The 22,675-nt window shown below is 68.1% G+C and carries 18 protein-coding genes and 1 pseudogene; 14 read left to right on the top strand and 5 right to left on the bottom strand.

Features of this window, described 5'->3' with window-relative positions; translation table 11 throughout:
* Nucleotides 1-69 precede the first annotated feature (69 nt).
* Together OQF71_RS07905 and lpdA are read left to right on the top strand one after the other, a co-directional pair.
* Nucleotides 70-1,053, top strand: a pseudogene (locus tag OQF71_RS07905) (dihydrolipoamide acetyltransferase family protein); the annotation flags it as partial.
* Complete coding sequence (lpdA, locus tag OQF71_RS07900; protein WP_280586927.1) at nucleotides 1,053-2,480, top strand: dihydrolipoyl dehydrogenase; 1,428 nt, start codon at nucleotides 1,053-1,055, stop codon at nucleotides 2,478-2,480. The pseudogene OQF71_RS07905 and the gene lpdA, both read left to right, overlap by 1 nt.
* Nucleotides 2,481-2,527: 47 nt before the next feature.
* On the opposite strand, the gene OQF71_RS07895 is transcribed toward lpdA, so the two are convergent.
* On the bottom strand, nucleotides 2,528-2,725 hold the full coding sequence (locus OQF71_RS07895; RefSeq protein WP_280586925.1) for a heavy-metal-associated domain-containing protein: 198 nt from the start codon (nucleotides 2,723-2,725) through the stop codon (nucleotides 2,528-2,530).
* A 126-nt stretch (nucleotides 2,726-2,851) separates the two neighbouring features.
* Between OQF71_RS07895 and OQF71_RS07890 the strand changes: the two genes are divergently transcribed.
* The 6 genes from OQF71_RS07890 to polC all read left to right on the top strand — a co-directional run bounded on the left by OQF71_RS07890 (nucleotide 2,852) and on the right by polC (nucleotide 13,514).
* Complete coding sequence (locus OQF71_RS07890) at nucleotides 2,852-3,466, top strand: AsnC family transcriptional regulator (RefSeq protein WP_280586924.1); 615 nt, start codon at nucleotides 2,852-2,854, stop codon at nucleotides 3,464-3,466.
* 534 nt (nucleotides 3,467-4,000) lie between these two features.
* Complete coding sequence (locus tag OQF71_RS07885; RefSeq protein ID WP_280586922.1) at nucleotides 4,001-6,652, top strand: heavy metal translocating P-type ATPase; 2,652 nt, start codon at nucleotides 4,001-4,003, stop codon at nucleotides 6,650-6,652.
* Between the two features lie 333 nt (nucleotides 6,653-6,985).
* Nucleotides 6,986-7,315 carry a DUF5783 family protein gene (locus OQF71_RS07880; protein WP_280586921.1) on the top strand — a complete coding sequence of 110 codons (330 nt, stop codon included), beginning with the start codon at nucleotides 6,986-6,988 and terminating at the stop codon, nucleotides 7,313-7,315.
* A 102-nt stretch (nucleotides 7,316-7,417) separates the two neighbouring features.
* Nucleotides 7,418-7,789, top strand: coding sequence for a NifU family protein (locus OQF71_RS07875; RefSeq protein WP_280586920.1), 372 nt, complete (start codon nucleotides 7,418-7,420; stop codon nucleotides 7,787-7,789).
* A 177-nt stretch (nucleotides 7,790-7,966) separates the two neighbouring features.
* Nucleotides 7,967-8,386 (top strand): PPC domain-containing DNA-binding protein, encoded by a 420-nt coding sequence (locus OQF71_RS07870; RefSeq protein ID WP_280586919.1) that lies wholly within the window; start codon nucleotides 7,967-7,969, stop codon nucleotides 8,384-8,386.
* Between the two features lie 16 nt (nucleotides 8,387-8,402).
* Complete coding sequence (gene polC, locus OQF71_RS07865; RefSeq protein WP_280586918.1) at nucleotides 8,403-13,514, top strand: DNA polymerase II large subunit; 5,112 nt, start codon at nucleotides 8,403-8,405, stop codon at nucleotides 13,512-13,514.
* 75 nt (nucleotides 13,515-13,589) lie between these two features.
* On the opposite strand, the gene OQF71_RS07860 is transcribed toward polC, so the two are convergent.
* Nucleotides 13,590-13,895, bottom strand: a complete 306-nt coding sequence (locus OQF71_RS07860; protein WP_280586916.1) for a putative quinol monooxygenase — start codon at nucleotides 13,893-13,895, stop codon at nucleotides 13,590-13,592.
* Between the two features lie 70 nt (nucleotides 13,896-13,965).
* On the bottom strand, nucleotides 13,966-14,610 hold the full coding sequence (gene eda, locus OQF71_RS07855) for a bifunctional 4-hydroxy-2-oxoglutarate aldolase/2-dehydro-3-deoxy-phosphogluconate aldolase (protein ID WP_280586915.1): 645 nt from the start codon (nucleotides 14,608-14,610) through the stop codon (nucleotides 13,966-13,968).
* Between the two features lie 197 nt (nucleotides 14,611-14,807).
* Here eda and OQF71_RS07850 point away from each other — a divergent pair, with 197 nt between their 5' ends.
* From OQF71_RS07850 to rpsJ, 5 genes are all read left to right on the top strand, one after another.
* On the top strand, nucleotides 14,808-16,997 hold the full coding sequence (locus OQF71_RS07850; RefSeq protein WP_280586914.1) for an elongation factor EF-2: 2,190 nt from the start codon (nucleotides 14,808-14,810) through the stop codon (nucleotides 16,995-16,997).
* 359 nt (nucleotides 16,998-17,356) lie between these two features.
* On the top strand, nucleotides 17,357-17,950 hold the full coding sequence (locus OQF71_RS07845) for an amino acid-binding protein (protein ID WP_280586913.1): 594 nt from the start codon (nucleotides 17,357-17,359) through the stop codon (nucleotides 17,948-17,950).
* The gene (locus tag OQF71_RS07840) at nucleotides 17,947-18,933 is read left to right on the top strand and encodes a homoserine dehydrogenase (RefSeq protein WP_280586911.1); all 987 of its coding nucleotides are present in this window, start codon (nucleotides 17,947-17,949) and stop codon (nucleotides 18,931-18,933) included. The genes OQF71_RS07845 and OQF71_RS07840 overlap by 4 nt, the downstream gene beginning before the upstream one ends.
* A gap of 233 nt (nucleotides 18,934-19,166) precedes the next feature.
* Nucleotides 19,167-20,432 carry a translation elongation factor EF-1 subunit alpha gene (gene tuf, locus OQF71_RS07835; RefSeq protein ID WP_280586910.1) on the top strand — a complete coding sequence of 422 codons (1,266 nt, stop codon included), beginning with the start codon at nucleotides 19,167-19,169 and terminating at the stop codon, nucleotides 20,430-20,432.
* A 3-nt stretch (nucleotides 20,433-20,435) separates the two neighbouring features.
* On the top strand, nucleotides 20,436-20,744 hold the full coding sequence (gene rpsJ / locus OQF71_RS07830) for a 30S ribosomal protein S10 (protein ID WP_004048854.1): 309 nt from the start codon (nucleotides 20,436-20,438) through the stop codon (nucleotides 20,742-20,744).
* A gap of 71 nt (nucleotides 20,745-20,815) precedes the next feature.
* On the opposite strand, the gene OQF71_RS07825 is transcribed toward rpsJ, so the two are convergent.
* Both OQF71_RS07825 and OQF71_RS07820 read right to left on the bottom strand, forming a co-directional pair.
* Entirely contained in the window at nucleotides 20,816-21,376 is a 561-nt protein-coding gene (locus tag OQF71_RS07825) for a rhomboid family intramembrane serine protease (protein WP_280586894.1), read from the bottom strand.
* Between the two features lie 47 nt (nucleotides 21,377-21,423).
* Nucleotides 21,424-21,714, bottom strand: coding sequence for a hypothetical protein (locus OQF71_RS07820; RefSeq protein WP_280586893.1), 291 nt, complete (start codon nucleotides 21,712-21,714; stop codon nucleotides 21,424-21,426).
* A 277-nt stretch (nucleotides 21,715-21,991) separates the two neighbouring features.
* Between OQF71_RS07820 and OQF71_RS07815 the strand changes: the two genes are divergently transcribed.
* Nucleotides 21,992-22,675, top strand: a 684-nt coding sequence (locus OQF71_RS07815; protein ID WP_280586892.1) for a lysylphosphatidylglycerol synthase transmembrane domain-containing protein, incomplete at its 3' end; no start/stop codon positions are given.

Here is a 22,675-nt window from a genome sequence, read left to right as displayed (position 1 = left end):
CGGCTCCCGCCCGTCTGACTGCGCGGTTACGACGGACCGGCCGAGTCCGCGGCGACCGCCGTCGGGGCCCCCGATCCGGCCGGCCGCGACACGACGCTCGCGACGCCGGCGACCCGGAAACTCGCGCGCGAGCTCGGCGTCGATATCGACGACGTGCCGACCGACGAGACCCGCGACGGCGAGGCGTTCGTCACGGGCGAGGACGTACGGGCGTACGCGGACGCGCTGGAGTCGGGGACGGCGACCGAGTCGGCGCCCGAACCGGAGCCGGTCGATGTCGACGCGGGCGCGGAGCCCGCCGCCACCGACGCCTCGGCGACCGGCGGCGCGACCGAAGCGACGCCTGCCCCCGGTGCGGGAGACGAGACCGTCCCCTACCGCGGGGTGCGCCGCACCATCGGGAAGCAGATGGAGCGGTCGAAGTTCACCGCTCCGCACGTCTCCCACCACGACACCGCCGAGGTCGACGCCCTCGTGGAGGCGCGCGAGGAGCTGAAACCGCAGGCGGAGGCGGAGGGCGTGAAACTCACCTACATGCCGTTCGTGATGAAGGCGATCGTCGCGGGGCTCGAAGCGCACCCGTACCTCAACAGCGAGCTGCGCGAGGACGACGAGGAGATCGTCTTGAAAGGGGAGTACAACCTCGGGATCGCGGTCGCGACCGACGCCGGGCTGATGGTCCCCGTCGTCGAGGACGTCGACGAGAAGGGGCTCTTCGAGCTGGCCGAGGAAGTCAGAGACCTCGCGACGCGCGCCCGCGAACGAAAGCTCAAACCCGCGGAGATGAAGGGGAGCACGTTCAGCGTTACCAACTTCGGCGCCATCGGCGGGGAGTACGCCACGCCGATCATCAACTACCCGGAGACGGCGATCCTCGGACTCGGCGCCATCGAGGAGCGCCCGGTCGTCCGCGACGGCGAGGTCGTCCCGGCGCCGACGCTGCCGCTGTCGCTGTCGATCGACCACCGCGTCGTCGACGGCGCGGTGGCGGCCGAGTTCTCGAACACCGTAATGGAACACCTTGAACACCCGCTGCTGCTGTTGACTCAATAATGGTCGTCGGAGACATCGCAACCGGAACGGAGGTACTGGTGATCGGCGGCGGACCGGGCGGCTACGTCGCCGCCATCCGCGCCGCACAGGAGGGACTCGACACGACGCTCGTCGAGAAGGACGCCTACGGGGGTGCCTGCCTGAACCGCGGCTGCATCCCCTCCAAGGCGCTGATAACGGGGAGCGGGCTCGCCCACGAGGCCGGTAACGCGGAGTTCATGGGCGTCCACGCGGACCCCGCCGTCGACATGGGGAAGATGGTCGAGTGGAAGGACGGCGTGGTCGACCGGCTGACGAGCGGCGTCGAGAAGCTCTGTAAGGCGAACGGCGTCAACCTCGTCCCCGGGACCGCCTCGTTCGTCGACGAGCACACCGCGCGCGTCGCCCACGGCGGCGAGGGGCAGGGCTCGGAATCGATCGAGTTCGAGCACGCGATCGTCGCCACGGGCTCCCGCCCGATCCAGATCCCCGGCTTCGACTTCGCCGAGGACCACGTCTGGAGCTCCGCCGAGGCGCTCGACGCCGACACGGTTCCGGACCGACTCGGGATCGTCGGCGGCGGCTACATCGGGATGGAGCTGGCGACGACGTACGCGAAGCTCGGCACCGACGTGACCGTCGTCGAGATGCTCGACGACATCCTCGACACCTACGAGGACGACGTGAAACGGATCGTCCGCAAACGCGCCGAGGAGATCGGCGTCGAGTTCGGCTTCGGCGAGGGCGCCAGCGAGTGGTCGGAGGCGGCCGACGGGGGCTACCTCCTACAGACGGAGACGGACGAGGGCGAGGAGTCGACGTACGCCGTCGACAGGATCCTCGTCGCGGTCGGGCGCCGGCCCGTCACCGACGGGCTCGACCCGGAGAACGCCGGGATCGAGACGGACGATCGCGGCTTTATCGAGACGGACGACCGCACCCGAACCGCGGTCGAACACGTCCACGCCGTCGGCGACGTGGCGGGCGATCCGATGCTCGCGCACGCGGCCTCGAACGAGGGGATCGTCGCCGCCGAGGTGATCGCGGGCGAGCCGGCCGCGCTCGACCGGCAGGCGATTCCGGCGGCGGTCTTCACCGACCCCGAGATCGGAACGGTCGGGATGACCGAAGCGGAGGCCGAGTCGGAGGGGTTCGACCCGGTCGTCGGCCAGATGCCCTTCAACGCCTCCGGGCGCGCGATGACCACCGGCCGCACGGAGGGGTTCGTCCGGCTCGTCGCCGACGAGGCGACCGGCTTCGTGCTCGGCGCGCAGATCGTCGGGCCGGAGGCCTCGGAGCTGATCGCCGAGGTCGCGCTCGCGATCGAGATGGGCGCGACGCTGGAGGACGTGGCCGCGACGGTCCACACGCACCCCACGCTCGCGGAGGCGGTGATGGAGGCCGCGGACAACGCCCGCGGCCAAGCGATTCACACCCTGAACCGGTAGGAGAGCGGTCAGCAGCCGTGGGACGGGCTCGGCGTCCGCCTCCCTTTTTAAGCGGACGCGTCGTAGCCCGCCTCGTTGACCGCGCTCACGAGCGCGTTCGGATCCGCGTCGCCCTCGACGGTCGCCGACTCGCTCTCGCGGTCCGCGGTGGCGCTCTCGACGCCGTCGACGCCTTCGAGCGCCTCCGTGACGCTCTGTTCGCAGTGTTCACACGACATCCCTTCGACGGTGATCGTCCGGCTCATAACGGGTACCGATAGGGGAGGAGGTGGTTTGTCGTTTTCTGCTCCGCGATCGGGGCTCACACACCGCCTTGACTTTGGCATCCGAACCGCCCAACCGTCTTATCTCTCGGGCGCGTATCGGGAGCCATGCGCGACCTCGACGAGACGGATCTAGAGATTCTGTCGCTGCTGGCCGAGGACGCCCGGCGTCCGTTCAGCGAGATCGGCGACCGGGTGGAGCTGTCGGGCCCGGCGGTCTCCGACCGCGTCACTCGGCTGGAGGAGACCGGCGTCATTCAGGGGTTCACGGTGGATGTCGATCGGACGAAGCTCCGGGCGGGCGTTCCCGTGTTGATCGACGTGGAACTGCCCGTCGGCGGGGTGTCAGCCGACGGATCGGACGCCCTCGACGACGCCCGCGAGCGCGCCCGGGAGGCCGACGCCGTCGAGCACGTGTTCGTCACGGCCGAGGGCGACCTCCGGGTGTACGCCCGCGTCGACGGCCGAACCGCGCGGGAGTGGGTCGCCGGGTTGTTCGACGGGGTCGCCGTCGACGACTACGCCGTCACGCTGGTCGACGAGTTCGAGTGGACGCCCTCCATCGAGGGCGTGGAGTTCGCGCTGACCTGCGCGGAGTGTTCGAACACCGTCGACAGCGAGGGCGAGACGGCCCGGATCGACGGCGAGGTGTACCACTTCTGCTGTCCGTCCTGCCTGTCGCGGTTCCGGGAGCGGTACCAGCGACTTGAGGAAGGGGTATAATCTGACGGATCGGCCGGTTACACTCTCCCGATCGTTCGGTTTTATTCCGTTTTTGAGCCCGTGACCGCCTCCGAAGTCTCAGTGGCTCATTTATAACTGTATAGTGGCTATGCGGAGCACACCTCCAAAGCCCCAGCCGGCGAGGCGGGCGCACGCTCGCTGTGCTCCTCACTCGGTCGCTCACTCCGTTCGCTCCCTCCTTCCGGAGTCGCCGGCGGCTTCGCCGCCGGCTGCCTCTTTGAGTCACCCCCAACCGCACAGCACCTCACTCCTCCCCAGCCTCATCGGTCGCCCTCCGCGTCGCTCCGGGCGACCGACTCCCTCGCACCGTCAGTTCGCGGCCCTTCGGGCCGCTCACTGGGGCGCGCCACCGCCCTTTAAAAGCGGTTTCGCCGCTCATCCTGCTCATCCTGCCTTCATCTCTCACCGACGCCATTCCCGTCTCGGGCGCTTTGGAATCGAATATTTCGACCCGATTGAACCACCAATCTCGAAGCAGAAAACAGCCTAAGGGGGGAACACGTAGTAGTACATATGCCAACGAGAACAGCTCATCTGAACGTCACGGGGATGTCCTGCGCCAACTGCTCGGCGTCGATCGAGGACGCCCTCGACGACCTCGACGGGGTAAAATCGGCGAACGCCAACTACGCCACCGACGAGGGGTCGGTGGAGTACGACCCGGAGGTCGTCTCGCTCGGCGAGATATTCGACGCGATCGAGTCGGCGGGGTACGGCGCGGTCACTGAGACCGTCACCGTCGCGATCACGGACATGTCCTGTGCGAACTGTGCGGAGGCCAACGCGGACGCCCTCGAATCGACGCCCGGCGTGATCGAGGCCGACGTGAACTACGCGACCGACGAGGCGCAGGTCAGGTACAACCCGGCCGACGCCTCGCGCTCCGACCTCTACGACGCGATCGAGTCGGCGGGCTACTCGCCGGTCCGGGAGGGGAGCGGCGGGGACGGCGATGCAGAAGCGGGCGCCGACGCGGGCGACTCCGGACAGGACGCCCGCGACGCGGCCCGCGAGGAGGAGATCCGCAAACAGCTCCGCCTGACGCTCTTCGGGGCGGCGCTCGCGGCACCCCTCCTGCTGTTCATGGCCGACCACCTCCTGCTCGACGGGACGCTCTTCCCGGAGAGCGTCTTCGGGGTCCGGGTCGGCTGGGTGCAGTTCCTGCTCGCGACGCCCGTACAGGTCGTCTTGGGGCGGCCGTTCTACAGGAACTCCTACAAGGCGCTCGTGACGAACGGGCGCGCCAACATGGACGTGCTGATCGCGCTCGGCTCCACGACCGCATACGCCTACTCGGTCGCGGTCCTCGCCGGGGTCGTCGCCGGGAGCCTCTACTTCGACACGGCGGCGCTCATCCTCGTGTTCATCACGCTCGGTAACTACCTCGAAGCCCGCTCGAAGGGACAGGCCGGCGAGGCGCTCCGGAAGCTCTTAGAGATGGAGGCCGAGACGGCCACCCTCGTCACCGACGACGGAACCGAGGAGGAGGTCCCCATCGACGAGGTCGCGGTCGGCGACCGGATGAAGGTTCGACCCGGTGAGAAGATCCCGACCGACGGCGCCGTCGTCGACGGCCAGAGCGCGGTCGACGAGTCGATGGTGACCGGCGAGTCCGTCCCGGTCGAGAAGTCCGCGGGCGACGAGGTGATCGGCTCGACGATCAACGAGAACGGCGTGCTCGTCGTCGAGGCGACGAAGGTCGGCGCCGACACCGCGCTCCAGGGCATCGTCCGGACGGTGAAGGAGGCGCAGTCGCGCCAGCCCGACATCCAGAACCTCGCAGACCGCATCTCCGCGTACTTCGTCCCGGCGGTCATCGTCAACGCGCTGCTGTGGGGGACCGTCTGGTTCCTCTTCCCCGAGACGCTCGCCGGCTTCGTGAACGCGCTCCCGCTGTGGGGACTCGTCGCGGGCGGGCCGGGCGTCGCCGGCGGCGCCGTCTCCGTCTCCGAGTTCGCGCTCGTCGTGTTCGCCTCCGCCGTCCTCATCGCCTGCCCCTGCGCGCTCGGCCTCGCGACGCCCGCCGCGACGATGGTCGGCACCACGATCGGCGCCGGCCACGGCGTCCTGTTCAAGGGCGGCGACGTGCTCGAACGCGCCAAGGACGTCGACACCGTCGTCTTCGACAAGACGGGGACGCTCACCGAGGGCGAGATGGAGCTGACCGACGTGGTCGCGTTCGACCGCGACGGTTCCCTCCTCCCGGACGGCGGCGCGGCGCAGCGCCCGGACTCCGGCGCCGGCGACCTCGCGAGTCCGCTCGCCGACCGCGACCCGGGAGACGAGGTACTCCGGCTCGCCGCGATCGCCGAACGCGGCAGCGAACACCCCCTCGCCCGCGCCATCGTCGACGGCGCCCGCGAGCGCGGGCTGGACGTTCCCGCCCCGGACGACTTCGAAAACGTTCCCGGTCACGGGGTGCGCGCGACAGTTGCGGACGACGAGATTCTGGTCGGCAACCGCAAACTGCTGGCGGACGAGGGGGTCGACGCCTCGCCCGCGACCGACACGATGGAGCGTCTGGAGACCGAGGGAAAGACGGCGATGCTCGTCGCGTACCGAGGCGAACTTATCGGTGTCGTCGCCGACGCCGACACGGTCAAAGAGGGCGCGGCGGACGCCGTGGCGGCCCTCCGCGACCGCGCTATCGACGTGATGATGATCACCGGCGACAACGAGCGGACCGCCCGCGCCGTCGCCGAGCAGGTGGGCATCGATCCCGAGAACGTCCGGGCGGGCGTCCTCCCGGAGGACAAGTCCGACGCCGTCGAAGCGATCCAGAGCGACGGTCGGCAGGCGATGATGGTCGGCGACGGCGTCAACGACGCGCCGGCGCTCGCGGTCGCGCACGTCGGTACCGCCATCGGCAGCGGCACGGACGTGGCCATCGAGGCCGCGGACGTGACGCTGATGCGCGACGACCCGCTCGACGTGGTGAAGGCGATCCGCGTCTCGGACGCGACCCTCCAGAAGATCAAACAGAACCTCGTGTGGGCGCTCGGCTACAACACCCTGATGATCCCGCTCGCCTCGCTCGGCCTCCTCCAGCCCGCGCTGGCCGCGGGGGCGATGGCGCTCTCCAGCGTGAGCGTGTTGACCAACAGCCTGCTGTTCCGTCGGTACGAGCCCGACCGCGACTACCGGCTGCTCGGTCGGTTCCGGTAGTTGACGCCGCGTCTTCTCCGCGAACGCGGCGTCCCGACCGCCGTGTCATCGCTTTCTGTCGCCGACTCAGGGCCCAAGCGGCCGCCGTCGACTTCCCGATTCTCCGAGCCGGCGGTCAGTGCTCCCCCGGTAACTCCAGTCTCGGGCCGACCGATGCGATCGCGCCGTGTTCATTTTCATATAGCGGAATATAATTTATATCGTGTCTCTCGGCCGGATCGGCGTTCGCACAGCGCGCCCGTTTCCGCCGCGTCTGTCGCTGCTACCCCTCGATTTCTGGCCGCTTCGACGGCGATCGACCGGCTTTTTCCGCGTCGGGCCCTCGGGCGGCATATGGCAGACGAGTTCGACCCCGAGAAGTTCGAGGACAAGTACGTCCACTACTTCAACGAGCTCCAACGGGCGTACAAGAACGCGTTCAACCACATGAACGACCGGCACGACTCGGAGCTGATCCACGGGATCGACCAAGCGGTGCTCAACGAGTCCGAGCCGTTCTACGAGGACGGCGAGTTCCGCGTCGAACTCCCCGATGACCCCCGCGAACGCATCCGCGGCGTGGTCCCCGTCGACGACGAGACGTTCGAGGAGACGTTGGCGGAGTACGTCGACCGGATCGAAACGGAGCTCCACCGGACGTTTCAAATCGAACGCTTGGAGTGACCGGCGGGCTCCGCTGCGCGCGCTCCGTCCGCGTGTAACCGGGGCACCACCGGCGTTCCGCCGAACCAAAGGCATAAGCCCGCCGCCCGCCAAACCGCTGGCATGAGCACGGACACGGCCGACGGGGAAAACGAACTCCGCGAGCGGATCACCAACTTCCTGCGGCGCAACTTCCCGCAGATCCAGATGCACGGCGGGAGCGCCGCGATCAGCCACCTCGACCGCGAGAGCGGTGAGGTCACGGTGCAGCTCGGCGGCGCCTGCTCCGGCTGCGGTATCTCGCCGATGACGATTCAGGCGATCAAGTCGCGGATGGTCAAGGAGATCCCGGAGATCGAGACGGTCCACGCCGACACCGGCATGGACTCCGGCGCCGACGGCGACCTCGGCGGCACCAGCAGCGGTGGCACGTCGCCGTCGTTCCCCGGTGAGACGACCGACGACGGCGACGAAGGCCCGCAGGCCCCGTTCTGACCGGCGCTTCCACACCCTCGATTCCCGTTTTCTCTCGTTTTGACGCCTTAGCGACGAGTCTCGCTGTCGCTCTGTCCTTCATCAATAAATCTCATATCGCTATATCAATTCTTCTCGGAGTCGGTTGAGCCACCGGGACTGAAGCCTTTTTGCCCTCGGCGACCGTGGACGACTCCTATGCACCACCGGGAAGTCGAGACGACGGCGGAGTACGTCGCCCGATTCGAGACCGGCGCCGACTGGCGCGAGGAGATCGAGGACCTCGCCCGCGCGGAGGACGTCGAGGCGGGCTGGTTCACGGCGCTCGGCGCCGTCCAGGACGCGGACGTCTGGTTTTACGACCAGGAGGACACCGAGTATCAGTCGGTGACCTTCGACGAGCCGCTGGAGGTCGCCGCCTGCGTCGGGAACGTCTCGCTGCTCGACGGAGGGGTGTTCGCGCACACCCACGCCGTGCTGTCGCGGCCGAGCGGGCAGGCGCTCGCGGGGCACCTCGACTCCGCGACGGTCTGGGCGGGCGAGTGTCACCTGCGGGCGTTCGACGAGCCGCTGGAGCGGTCGCACGACGAAACGACGGATCTCGACCTGTGGCTGTGAGGCGGGTCTCGCGGCGATGAGACCCGACGACGAGCGGTACTTCGCCCGGATCGAAGAAAGGCTCGACGAGGCGCTGGAGCTCGCGGAGACGGCGAAGGGGCAGGGCCACGACCCCGAGCCCGATGTGGAGATCCCCGTCGCTCGCGACATGGCCGACCGGGTCGAGAACATCCTCGGGATCGACGGCGTCGCGGAGCGCGTCCGCGAGCTGGAAGGGGAGATGTCCCGCGAGGAGGCGGCACTGGAGCTCGTCACGGACTTCGTCGAGGGGACGGTCGGCGACTACGACTCCCGCGCCGGGAAAGTCGAGGGCGCGGTCCGGACCGCCGTCGCCCTGCTCACCGAGGGGGTCGTCGCCGCGCCGATCGAGGGGATCGACCGCGTCGAGCTGCTGGAGAACGACGACGGCACCGAGTTCGTCAACGTCTACTACGCCGGGCCGATCCGGTCGGCCGGCGGGACCGCGCAGGCGCTCTCCGTGCTCGTCGCCGACTACGCCCGATCGCTTCTGGGTATCGACGAGTACAAGCCGCGAGACGTGGAGATAGAGCGCTACGCCGAGGAGATCGCCCTCTACGACAAGGAGACCGGGCTCCAGTACACGCCGAAGGACAAGGAGTCGAAGTTCATCGCCGAGCACATCCCCATCATGCTCGACGGGGAGGCGACGAGCGACGAGGAGGTCTCCGGCTTCCGCGACCTCGAACGGGTCGACACGAACTCCGCGCGCGGCGGGATGTGCCTCGTCGCCGCCGAGGGGATCGCGCTGAAGGCGCCGAAGATCCAGCGGTACACCCGCGACCTCGACGAGGTCGACTGGCCGTGGCTCCAGGACCTGATCGACGGCACGATCGGGAAGGACGGGGCGGCGACGAGCGACGAGCCGGCGGTCGGTGATGAGGGGAGCGACTCGGCGGCAGACGGCGGCGACGGTGCAGGCACCGAGGCCGACCCGAAGGACGCAGACGATGCCGACTCGGAAGCCGTCGAGCCCGACGGCCCGCCTCGCGCGAAGCCCTCCCAGAAGTTCCTCCGGGACCTGATCGCGGGCCGCCCCGTGTTCACCCATCCGAGCGAGGCGGGCGGGTTCCGGCTGCGGTACGGTCGCGCGCGGAACCACGGGTTCGCGACCGGCGGGGTCCACCCGGCGACGATGCACCTCGTCGACGACTTCCTCGCGGCCGGCACGCAGATCAAGACGGAGCGGCCGGGGAAGGCCCACGGGGTCGTTCCCGTCGACTCCATCGAGGGGCCGACGGTCCGGCTTGCGAACGGCGAGGTCCGGCGGATCGACGATCCCGAGGAGGCGAAGGAGGTCCGCAACGGCGTCGAGAAGGTACTCGACTTGGGCGAGTACCTCGTCAACTACGGGGAGTTCGTCGAGAACAACCACCCGCTCGCGCCCGCCTCGTACGTGTACGAGTGGTGGGTGAAGGAGTTCGCCGACGCCGGCGCCGACGTGCAGGCCATGCGCGACGACCCCCACGTCGATCTCGAACACCCCGACGTCGACGAGGCGCTCGCGTGGGCGCGCGACTACGACTGCCCCCTCCACCCGGAGTACACCTACCTCTGGCACGACGTGTCGGTCGCGGCGTTCGACGCCCTCGCCGAGGCGGTCGCCGACGGCGACGTGGCCGAGGGGGTCCTCGCGGTCGAGCGCACGGAGACGACGCGGGAGGCGTTGGAGGCGCTGCTGGTCGAGCACGCGGCGATGCCCGACGCGCTCCGAATCCCCGTGTGGCGCCCGCTCGCGCGGTCGCTCGGGATCGACGACGGGCTCCGGAAGACGTGGACCGAGGACGACCTCTCGGCGGCGGCCCGCGAGTGGGACGACGGCGAGAACGCCGTGAAGGCCGTCAACGAGGTCGCGCCCTTCGAGATCCGCGAGCGCGCGCCGACCCGGATCGGCAACCGGATGGGCCGGCCCGAGAAGTCGGAGAGCCGCGACCTCTCACCCGCGGTCCACACCCTGTTCCCGATCAACGAGGCCGGCGGTCCCCAGCGCGACGTGGCGGAGGCCGCGAGCGTGATGGACGACTCGGGCCACCGCGGTCGGCTGGAGCTCCAGGTGTCGGACCGGGTCTGTCCCGACTGCGGCGAGCACACCTACAAGGCGCGGTGTCCGGACTGCGAGGTCCACACCGAGCCCCACTACGAGTGCAACGACTGCGGCACCGTCTGCGAGCCCGACGAGGCCGGCCGCGTCGAGTGCCCGCGCTGCGAGTGGGAGGTGCGGGCGGCGACGTACCAAGAGGTCGACCTCAACGACGCGTACCGCTCCGCGCTGGCGAACGTCGGCGAGCGCGAGGCGTCCTTCGAGATCCTCAAGGGGGTCCAGGGGCTCACTTCGCGGAACAAGACCCCCGAGCCGATCGAGAAGGGAATCTTGCGCGCGAAGAACGGCGTCACGTCGTTCAAGGACGGTACCGTCAGATACGACATGACCGACCTCCCGGTCACCTCGGTCCGGGCCGAGGAGCTCGACGTCACCGCCGACCACCTCCGCGAGATCGGCTACGAGACCGACATCGACGGCGAGCCGCTGCGCCACGACGACCAGCTCGTCGAGCTCCGAGTGCAGGACATCGTCCTCTCCGACGGCGCGGCCGAGCACATGCTGAAGACCGCTGACTTCGTCGACGACCTCCTCGAACAGTTCTACGGGCTTCCGCGGTTCTACGAGGTGAACGAGCGCGACGACCTCGTCGGCGAGCTCGTCTTCGGGATGGCGCCGCACACGAGCGCGGCAACTGTCGGAAGGGTGGTAGGATTCACCTCTGCCGCGGTCGGATACGCTCATCCGTACTTTCACGCCGCGAAACGGCGGAACTGCTTCCATCCGGAGACGAAGCTCTGGTACGAGGACGAGACCGGCAGTCTGCGATACGACAGGGTTGACGACTTCGTCGAAACGTACCTCGATCAGTCCGATGTCGATTTCGACGACTTCGGGACGGCCGTCGGCAAACTGGAGAGCGTTGACGGCGACCTGCGCATTCCGTCACTGACCGCCGATGGCGATCGGGTCTCCCGTCCGGTAGAGGCAGTCAGCAAGCACGACGCACCAGACCACCTCGTGCGAGTTCGCACTGAGTCCGGCCGATCAATAACCGTTACTCCGGACCACGGGATTCACGCGTACGACGACGAACGAGACAAAGTGGTCGGCAAGGAGGCACGGGAACTCGACGCGAGCGACAGGTTGGTGATTCCTGAATCTGTTGGGACCGACACCAGTCGCGACTCACAGCGATTCGACCTGCTCGCCGAGTTCGTCCAATCTGACGCGGTTCCGACCGATCGTCTCATGCTCAAGGGGTTGGACAAAGACCGGCTATACGAACTCTTCGAGGACGCCTTCGCCGGCGACTGGGAGGGACGGTTCTACCCGCTTCAGAGCATGACGGAGGTCTTCGGGACGAACAAGAAGACGCTGAGTAACTACCTGTACCGAGAGAGCTTCCCCGCCTCGTATCTTCGGCGGTGTTTCTCCTCGCTTGACGAGATGCTCGCGTTCGTCCCGGACGACGTGACGCTCGGAATGAAACGCGATCGCACTCAGATCGATCGGTTCGTCGATCTCAACGAGCGCGTCGCGACACTGCTCGGCTACTACGCGGCCGAGGGGTTCGCCCGCGAGCAGGAGACGCCGAAGGGGACGATACACCAGACGACGATCTGCGGGACAGAAGCGGAAGCGAGAGGGTTCTTCCTCGACGTTCTGCGGGAGGAGTTCGGGGTCGATCCGTACGAAGAGAACCACGCGAAAGTGACCGTCTCCGGTCGCCTGTTGCGTGCGTTCTTCGACTCAGTTCTCCACTCCGGCATATACGCACAAACGAAGCGCGTCCCCGATCGGATCTTCGACGCACCAGACGAGGTCGTCGGAGCGTATCTGAGTGGCTACTTCAGCGGCGACGGCAGCGTGGCCAAGGGGTCACTTCGCATCACGGCCACCACAATAAGCGAAGAGCTTCGTGAGGACCTGATCGGACTTCTGAGACGGCTCGGAATCCACGCGACGGTTGACCGACCGAAGCGCGTTCGACTCCGGGATAGATTCCCGGACTTCTACGATGAGAGCGACACTCGTCTCACCTCACAGGCGTACATCATTGTTATCTCCTCACGCGAAGCCGTACGCTTCTCCGAGGTGGTCGGATTCCACCTCACCAGAAAGACGAATCGACTGGAGACGAACGTCTCCTCGATCAAACCGGGTTCGCCTGTCGTTTCGGACGGTGGATCCGGTGATTTCCTGCTAGATAATATTAAAGAGATTGAGTTTATTGAGTGTGACACAGATCACGTCTACTGTCTTACCGTCGAGGGAACTCATTCATTAATAGCAAATGATATATCAGGGGATCAATGTGACGGCGACGAGGATTGCGTGATGCTGCTCATGGACGGCCTTCTCAACTTCTCGAAAGAGTTTCTCCCCGACCAGAGGGGCGGGCGCATGGACGCGCCCTTGGTCATGTCCTCGCGGATCGACCCGTCGGAGATCGACGACGAGGCGCACAACATGGACATCGTGCGCGAGTACCCGCGGGAGTTCTACGAGGCGACGCTGGAGCTGACGGACCCGGAGGAGCTGGAAGACCGGATCCAGCTCGGCGAGGACACGCTCGGGACCGACGGGGAGTACCACGGGTTCGACCACACTCACGACACGACGGACATCGCGATGGGGCCGGACCTCTCGGCGTACAAGACGCTCGGCGACATGATGGAGAAGATGGACGCGCAACTGGCGCTCGCCCGGAAGATCCGCGCGGTCGACGAGACCGACGTGGCCGAGCGCGTCATCGAGTACCACTTCCTGCCGGACATCATCGGGAACCTCCGGGCGTTCTCGCGGCAGGAGACGCGGTGTCTCGACTGCGGCGAGAAGTACCGCCGGATGCCGCTCTCGGGCGACTGCCGCGAGTGCGGCGGCCGAGTGAACCTCACCGTTCACCAGGGGTCGGTGAACAAGTACGTCGACACGGCGATCGAGGTCGCCGACCGGTTCGGCTGTCGACCCTACACGAAACAGCGGCTGAAGGTGTTAGAGGAGTCGCTCGAATCGATCTTCGAGGACGACACCAACAAGCAGTCGGGCATCGCGGACTTCATGTGAGACGGGTGAGACGGCTCGCCGGAGTGCCTGTGGGACGATACCGCCGATCGTCGACCCCTGACGGCGGTTGTCGCGTTACAGTTCTACCTCGGTCTCCGACTCCACCTCGAACCGCGTCACTCGGGGCGTCCCGGCGAGCAGTTCCGGTAGCGCCGTCGCGAACGCCTGAAAGTGGTCCGTCTGCGTGTGCGCCTCAAACGCCGCCGTGTCCTCGTACTGCTCGAAAAAGCGGAGCGTAGCCTCCTCTTCGACGTCCGTCGCTGCTCGGTATTCGATCATTCCGTCTTCCTCGTTCGATCGCTCGACCAGCGTCTCCGCGTACTCGAGCGCCTCGTCGAGTCTGTCCGGCTCGATCGGAAAAGCGGCGTGTGCCACGATCATCAACGCCGGTGGCTACGAAACGATCCCCGAAAAAGCCACGACCTTGCGGGCTGGCGTCGGCCGTTCCGTCTCAGTCGTCGTCGCGCGCCTCTTCGACGACTCGCGTGAACTCGCGGGCGGTCCTCGTGATCGCCTCGTAATCGCCGCGCTCGGCGGCGTCGTAGTCGACGAGGGCACCGCCCGCCCCGACCGCGAACGCGCCGGCGTCGACGTAGTCGGCGGCGTTGTCGGGACCCACGCCGCCGGTCGGCATCATCGGGATCTGCCCGAGCGGCCCCTTCATCGCGCCGAGGTGGGCCGGACCGACGGTCTTGGCGGGGAACACCTTCACGAAGTCGGCGCCGGCCTCGTAGCCGCGGATCGCCTCGGTCGGCGTCATCACGCCGGGCGCGGTGACCGCGCCGTAGCGGTTGCAGGTCGCGATCACGTCCTCGTGGAGGCTCGGCGAGACGACGAACTCTGCCCCGGCCATCAGGGTCGTCCGCGCGGTCTCGCTGTCGAGCACGGTGCCGGTGCCGACGACCACCTCGTCGCCGAACGACCCCGTCACCTCCCCGAGCTTCCCGGCGACGTCCGTCGTGTCCGCGGTGATCTCGACGGCGGTGACGCCGCCCTCGCGGAGCGCCTCCGTGATCTCGATGAGCTGGTCGGCCTCGACCCCGCGCAGCACCGCGACGACACCGGTGTCGGCGAGCCGCGAGAGCGTCTCGTTCATACGCCTCGGTTCCTCACCGAGCACTTAAATCCGCGTGGAGACGGTCGCGGTCGTCTCGCGGCCGTTCGTCTCGCCCACGCACCCCGAATCGTGCGACCGATCGACACGAAATCGCCGGCCATCGGGGGTAATCCCCGCCGAAACGGTCGCGGAGAAACACTACCCTTTTGACCCTGCTATCGGTAACAAACGGTATAATGGGCCGACGCAAGAAGATCGTTCAAGAGTGCGAGCGGCTGATGGACGAGCCGGATAACATCCGGAACATCGCCATCGCCGCCCACGTCGACCACGGCAAGACGACGCTCTCCGACAACCTGCTGGCCGGTGCCGGCATGATCTCCCAAGACACCGCGGGCGAGCAGCTCGCGATGGACACGAAGGAGGACGAGCAGGAGCGCGGCATCACCATCGACGCGGCGAACGTCTCGATGACTCACGAGTACGAGGACACCAACCACCTCATCAACCTCATCGACACCCCGGGCCACGTGGACTTCGGGGGCGACGTCACCCGCGCGATGCGCGCGGTCGACGGTGCGCTGGTGGTCGTCGACGCCGTCGAGGGCGCGATGCCTCAGACCGAGACGGTGCTCCGGCAGGCGCTCCGCGAGGGCGTGAAGCCGGCGCTGTTCATCAACAAGGTCGACCGCCTCATCTCGGAACTCCAGGAAGGACCTCAGGAGATGCAGGAGCGGCTGATGTCCGTCATCGCCGACGTCAACGAGCTCATCCGCGGGATGGCCGAGAACATGGACGACATCCCCGAGGACTGGACCGTCTCCGTCGAGGACGGCACGGTCGGGTTCGGCTCCGCGCTGTACAAGTGGGGCGTCTCGATGCCGTCGATGCAGCGGACCGGCATGGACTTCGGCGACATCATGGAGCTCGAACGGGCCGACAAGCGCGACGAGCTCCACGAGCGGACGCCGCTCTCGAACGTCGTGCTCGACATGGTCTGCGAGCACTTCCCGAACCCGGTCGACGCCCAGCCCCGTCGTGTCCCGCGCATCTGGCGCGGCGACTCCGACTCCGAGCTGGCCGACACGATGCGGATGGTCAACGAGGACGGCGAAGTCGTGTTCATGGTCACCGACATCTCCATGGACCCGCACGCGGGCGAGATCGCGACGGGCCGCGTCTTCTCCGGCACGCTGGAGAAGGGCCAGGAGCTGTACGTCTCCGGGACCGCCGGCAAGAACCGCATCCAGAGCGTCGGGCTCTTCATGGGGTCCGAGCGTGAGGAAGTGGACCGCGTCCCGGCGGGGAACATCGCGTCGGTCACCGGACTGCGCGACGCCATCGCCGGTTCCACGGTGTCGTCCGTCGAGATGACGCCGTTCGAGTCGATCGAGCACATCTCCGAGCCGGTCATCACGAAGTCCGTCGAGGCCCAGAACATGGACGACCTGCCGAAGCTCATCGAGACGCTCCAGCAGGTCGCCAAGGAGGACCCGACGATCCAGATCGAGATCAACGAGGACACGGGCGAGCACCTCATCAGCGGGCAGGGCGAGCTTCACCTCGAAGTGATCACTCAGCGGATCCGCGACAACCAGGGCATCCCGGTCATCACCGGCGAGCCGATCGTGGTCTTCCGCGAGCAGCCCCAGGAGAATTCCCGCGAGGTCGAGGGGCAGTCGCCGAACCGCCACAACAAGTTCTACCTCACCGTCGAGCCGATGGCCCAGGACATCGTCGACGCCATCCAGCTCGGCGAGGTCTCGATGGACATGCCCGAACTGGAGCGCCGCGAGGCGCTCCAGGAGGCCGGCATGGACAAGGACACCTCCCAGAACGTCGAGGACATCCACCGGACCAACATCCTCATCGACGACACGAAGGGGATCCAGCACCTCAACGAGACGATGGAGCTCGTTTTAGAGGGGCTCCAAGAGGCGCTCGACGACGGGCCGCTCGCGGCCGAGCCGGTCCAGGGGTCGCTGTTCCGCCTGCACGACGCGAAGCTCCACGAAGACACGATCCACCGCGGGCCCGCGCAGGTCATCCCCGCCGTCCGCAACGCGGTCCACCGCGCGCTGATCGACGGCGAGGTCCGCCTGCTGGAGCCGATCCAGGACGTCCGGATCGACGTGCCCTCGGAGCACATGGGCGCGGCGTCCGGCGAGATTCAGGGCCGCCGCGGCCGCGTCGACGACATGTACCAAGAGGGCGACCTCATGGTCGTCGAGGGCATCGCGCCCGTCGAGGAGATGATCGGGTTCTCCTCCGACATCCGCTCGGCCACCGAGGGCCGCGCCTCGTGGAACACCGAGAACGCGGGCTTCCGCGTCCTCGTCGACAACCTCCAGCGCGAGAAGATCATGGACATCCGCGAGCGCAAGGGGATGAAGCTCGAACTGCCGCAGTCGATCGACTACTTCTGAGTCGGCGACGCGGTCCGCGGTCGCGGTCTGCTGTGTTTTAGCTTCTCCGCTTTTTCCTCTCGCTCCCGCTCCCAGCCACCGCGCTCCGTTCCCGCGGCATCCGTGCCGTGAGTTCACACGACACGGAGCGAGGCAACGCCTGCCATCGCCGAAGGCTTATACCGGATCCCCCGACTCCTTTCGGGTATGCAGACGGGCACGACTCCCGCTCGGCGCACCGCGACGGAGCCAGCAAGCGACCGCTCCGCGTCGTCGACAGGACCGTGCCGGATCGCGACCACAGCACCGGTCGCATCGACCCCGATATCGCCGCCGCCGGACGCCGACGTTGCCCCCGCGGAGTTCGCGGAGGTGGCGGCGTGAGCGACGACCGCGACGGTGTTCCAGAGGAGGGGGTAGACGACGAGGACGCCACCCCTGACGGCGGCCACGCCTCGGCGACGCCGTCGACGCACACGGTGCGGCTCGAACTCGTCGACGAGCCGGGGCAGCTGCTCGCCGCGCTCCACCCGATCGCCGACAACGGCGGGAACCTCCTCTCGATCTACCACGAGCGGGGGAACAAGACCCCCCGCGGTCGGATCCCGGTCGAGGTCGACTTCGAGGCGACCCAAGAGCGCTTCGAGGGGATCGTCGAGGCGCTCCGGAGCGAGGGCGTGAACGTGATGCAGGCGGGGACGGAGCGGTACGCCGAGGAGGTGACGCTGCTCTTATTCGGCCACCTCATCGACACCGACCTCTCCGACACGCTCTCGCGGATCGAGGCCTGCGAGTCGGCGTCCGTCGCCGACGTGTCTCTCGCGGCGCCGCAGGGCACCGAGGAGGCGTCGAGCGCCCGGCTCCGTCTGGAGGCCCGAGCCGGCGAGACGGAGGCCGCGCTCGCGGCGGTCCGGGAGCTGGCCGAGGAGAAGGAGCTCCGTCTCGTCGAGCCGCTCACGGGGGTGGAGGCGTGAAACTCGCCGTCATCGGTGCGGGCGCAGTCGGCCGCTCCGTCGTCGAGCTCGCTGGCGAGTACGGCCACGAGGTCGTCGCCGTCGCGGACTCCGCCACCGCGGTCGTCGCCGACGGGACGGACGGCCGTGCCGCCGGGGTCGATCCCGACGCGGTGGTGGCCCGCAAGGCGGAACGGGGGATCGTCGGCGACGACGACCCCGCGGACGCGTTAGCGGCCGACTACGACGTCCTCGTCGAGGCGACGCCGACGACGCTGGGCGACGCCGAGCCCGGCTTCTCGCACGTGACCCGCGCGCTGGAGCGCGACCGCCACGCCGTGCTCGCGAACAAGGGGCCGGTCGCGGAACGGTTCGGCGACCTGCGGGCGGCCGTCGCCGACAGCGCGGGCGAGATCCGATTCGAGGCGACCGTCGGCGGCGCGATCCCCGCGGTCTCGACCGTCGAGGACATCGAACCCGGCCACGTCACGGCGGTGCGGGGCGTGCTCAACGGGACGGCGAACTTCATCCTCACGCGGATGGCCGCGGAGGGGCTCGACTACGACCACGTGCTCGCGGAGGCGCAGGACCTCGGCGTCGCCGAGGCCGACCCCTCTTTCGACGTCGACGGCACCGACGCGGCGCTCAAGTGCGTCATCCTCGCGAACGTGCTCTCATTCGGCGCGGCCACCGACCCGGCCGACGCCCGGGAGTTCAGCCTCGACGACGCCGACGTGGCGGGGATCCGCGACGTCCCCGGTTCGGCGCTCCGACTCGCGGCCGAGGACGGCCGGACGGTCCGGCTCATCGGCGAGGCGACCGGGGAGACTGTCCGGGTCGCCCCGCGGCTCGTCCCCGAGAACGGGACGCTCGCGGTCTCCGGCACGCAGAACATCGTCCAGATCGAGACGACCCACGCCGGTCGGCTCAACATCTCGGGGCGCGGCGCCGGCGGCCCGGAGACGGCGAGCGCGGTGCTCGGGGACGTGGGGCGGCTGGAGTAGTCGTCTCTCCGCCGCGGCCGGGCGGTGTCGCCGCCGTCGCGGTCGAATCGCTTGACTGCGACCGCGTGGATTGGATCCCGCACCCGTTACCCTCGATCGTGCCCCGCGCTGCCGTGACCCGCGTTGTCGAGAATCGCCCGACTGCGGCGTGATACTCTGTGGACCGTATCGAAACCGTTTTAGTGGAATCTACCGAAACTTACTCACAGAGCGCCTTAGCGCGTGATTACCCCATGAGTGACAAACCGCACCAGAATCTGGCCATTATTGGCCACGTCGACCACGGCAAGAGTACGCTCGTGGGTCGCCTCCTCTTCGAGACGGGGAGCGTCCCCGAGCACGTAATCGAGCAGCACCGCGAGGAAGCCGAAGAGAAGGGCAAGGGCGGCTTCGAGTTCGCCTACGTGATGGACAACCTCGCCGAGGAGCGCGAGCGCGGCGTCACGATCGACATCGCCCACCAGGAGTTCGACACGGACAACTACTACTTCACCATCGTCGACTGCCCGGGCCACCGTGACTTCGTGAAGAACATGATCACGGGCGCCTCGCAGGCCGACAACGCGGTGCTCGTCGTCGCGGCCGACGACGGCGTCGCGCCCCAGACCCGAGAGCACGTGTTCCTGGCCCGCACGCTGGGCATCAACGAGCTCATCATCGGCGTCAACAAGATGGACCTGGTCGACTACCAGGAGTCCACGTACGACGAGGTCGTCGAGGAGGTCAAAGAGCTCCTCAACCAGGTCCGCTTCGCGACCGACGACACGACCTTCGTGCCGATCTCGGCCTTCGAGGGCGACAACATCTCCGAGGAGTCCGAGAACACGTCTTGGTACGACGGCCCCACACTGCTGGAGTCGCTCAACGACCTGCCGGAGTCCGAGCCGCCGACGGACGCGCCGCTCCGACTCCCCATCCAGGACGTTTACACCATCTCCGGCATCGGGACCGTCCCCGTGGGACGCGTCGAGACCGGGATCCTCAACACCGGCGACAACGTCTCCTTCCAGCCGTCCGACGTGGGCGGCGAGGTGAAGACGGTCGAGATGCACCACGAGGAGGTGCCCAAGGCCGAGCCCGGCGACAACGTCGGGTTCAACGTCCGCGGCCTCGGCAAGGACGACATCCGTCGCGGCGACGTCTGTGGTCCCGCCGACGACCCGCCGAGCGTCGCCGAGACGTTCAAGGCGCAGGTCGTCGTCATGCAGCACCCGTCGGTCATCACGGCCGGCTACACGCCCGTCTTCCACGCCCACACGGCGCAGGTCGCCTGTACGATCGAGTCCATCGATCAGAAGATCGACCCCGCGTCGGGTGAGATCGCCGAGGAGAACCCGGACTTCATCAAGTCCGGCGACGCCGCGGTCGTCACCGTGCGCCCGCAAAAACCGCTCAGCATCGAGCCGTCCGGCGAGATCCCGGAACTCGGCAGCTTCGCCATCCGCGACATGGGTCAGACCATCGCGGCCGGCAAGGTGCTCGAAGTCAACGAGCGATAATCGATGCAGCAGGCACGCGTCCGCCTCGCCGGCACGAGCCCCGAGGACCTCGACGACATCTGCGACGACGTCCGCGAGATCGCGGACTCGACGGGGGTCGCCCTGTCGGGCCCGATCCCGCTGCCGACGAAGACGCTCGAGATCCCGTCGCGAAAGTCCCCGGACGGTGAGGGGACGGCGACGTGGGAGCACTGGGAGATGCGCGTCCACAAGCGTCTGATCGACATCGACGCCGACGAACGCGCGCTCCGCCAGCTCATGCGCGTCCAAGTGCCGAACGACGTCAGCATCGAGATCGTTCTCGAAGACTAAGCGCTAGGGCGTATTTCGCTCTCTTCGTTTTCTTTCACGGCCGCTAGCGGCCGTGCCGTCGTCCCGTCGACTCACCGCGCGTCCAGTAATCCGACCCGCCCCGCGAGGAGGCCGCAGAACGCGCCGACGGCGTGGGCGATCAGCGCGACGCCGGGCGCTGCGGTCGTCGCGGTGAGCGCGACGGCGGCGAGTCCGAACAGCGCGAACTGCGCGCGCGGCGGCAGCCGCAGTCGGTCGAACAGCGTCGCGGTCACGACGTTGCCGGCGAGGAGGTAGCCGCCGAGCGCGAAAGCCGCGCCGCTCAGCCCCAACACGGCGGTCGGGGGACCGAACAACCCGCCGACCGTCACCTGTGCGATCCCCGCAATCGCCCCGGTCGTCACCACGAACGCGTGGAAGCGGGGCCGCGTCGTCCGGCGCTCGACGAGCGGGCCGACGAGAAGCAGCGCGAGGCCGTTCGCCAGTAGGTGGCCGATCGACCCGTGTGCGTACACGCTGGTGACGACCGTCCACGGAGCGACGGACAGCGGGGCCGCGAGCGTGAAGATCCCTGCGAGATCGACGAGGCGAAGTGCGCCCTGCGCGACTCCGACGAGCGCGGCGATCGCGAGGGTTTCGAGGGTGGCGCGCATCGGCAGGGCATTCGCGCCGGAACGGCTTAAATGCGAATGCAGCGGCCTCAGATCACGTCGTCCGGATCGTGTTCGCGGGCCATCCGATCGGCCTCGGCCGCGTACCGCTCACGGTCGGCCGGGTCGCCGACCCGTCCGACGTTCGCCGGGGCGGCGTCGACCGCGGCGGTGGTGTCTCGGACGTCCGAGAAAGAGGTGAGCGCGCGCTCCTTTCGAAAGTAGCGCTCGCCGTCGGGCGTGGCGTAGGTGAGAATGACCATATTCTGCTCGTCGTCGGAGTAGGTGCGCTCGACGAGCCACATCCGAACGCTCTCGGCGTCGGTCTCGGCGTTAGTCATGTACTGTATTTCGAATTCTACACACTAACGGTTTCCGGTGGCTCCGAGAACTTCGCCTCGCCGACGTCGACGACGTGTCGGCGCGACGGCGGTTCGATGTCCTCGATCCGTCGGGTCCCTCTCGATCCGTCGAATCCGTCACCGACCCGGCGGATTCCTCCCCGAGCCGCCGAAGCCGTCGTCGAGAGCGAGGAGGACCGTCAGCGTTAAATATTTTAGGCTAACCTAAATCAATGTATGCGCGCTGAACGACTCCCCCCCGCACGCCGCCGAACCGATGGCTGACAGCGGCGTCCGCGGTCGGATCCGGGGCAGCCTCTCTCGGGGGCGGGTCACGGCCGTCGGAACGATCGTCGTTCTCGCGGTCGGCGCCGCCGTCGCGATCCGAACCCTCGACGCGGACGCGGTCGTCGGCTCGGTGGCGACGGCCGACCCGGCGCTGTTGGCGCTCGGTCTCGTCGTCTACCTGCTCTCGTGGCCGATCCGGGGGCGGCGGTACGGCGACGTGCTCGCGGCCATGGGCCGCCGCTGCCGGACCGGTTTCCTCACGATGGCCGTGTTCGCCAGCCAGACCGCGAACCTCGCCGTCCCGGCGCGGGCCGGCGACGGCGTCCGCGCGTACCTGCTCAAGGAGCGGCGCGACGTGGCGTACCCGATCGGCGTCGCCTCGCTCGCAGTCGAGCGCGCGTTCGACCTCGTGGCGATCGGTGCCCTCGGCGGCGTCGCGCTCGCGCTCCTGTTTCTGACCGGTCGGTCGCCCGGCTCGGGAGCGTCCGTCGGCGCCGTCGCGCCGTCGACCGCGCTCGCGGCCGCGGCCGGCATCGCCGCCGTCGCCGCTATCTGCTCGGTCGCGACCGTCGCCGTCGCCCGGAGCGACCGACGGTTCGGGCCCGCGCTCCGCGCTCGGGCAGCGGAGTCGCGACTCGCCGGGACCGTCGCCGCCGCCGGCCGGGTCGGCGCG

This window comes from Halorubrum sp. Boch-26, assembly GCF_029889805.1.
In the GTDB taxonomy this organism is placed as follows: Archaea; Halobacteriota; Halobacteria; order Halobacteriales; family Haloferacaceae; genus Halorubrum.
This window is presented reverse-complemented; position numbering and strand designations above follow the sequence as displayed.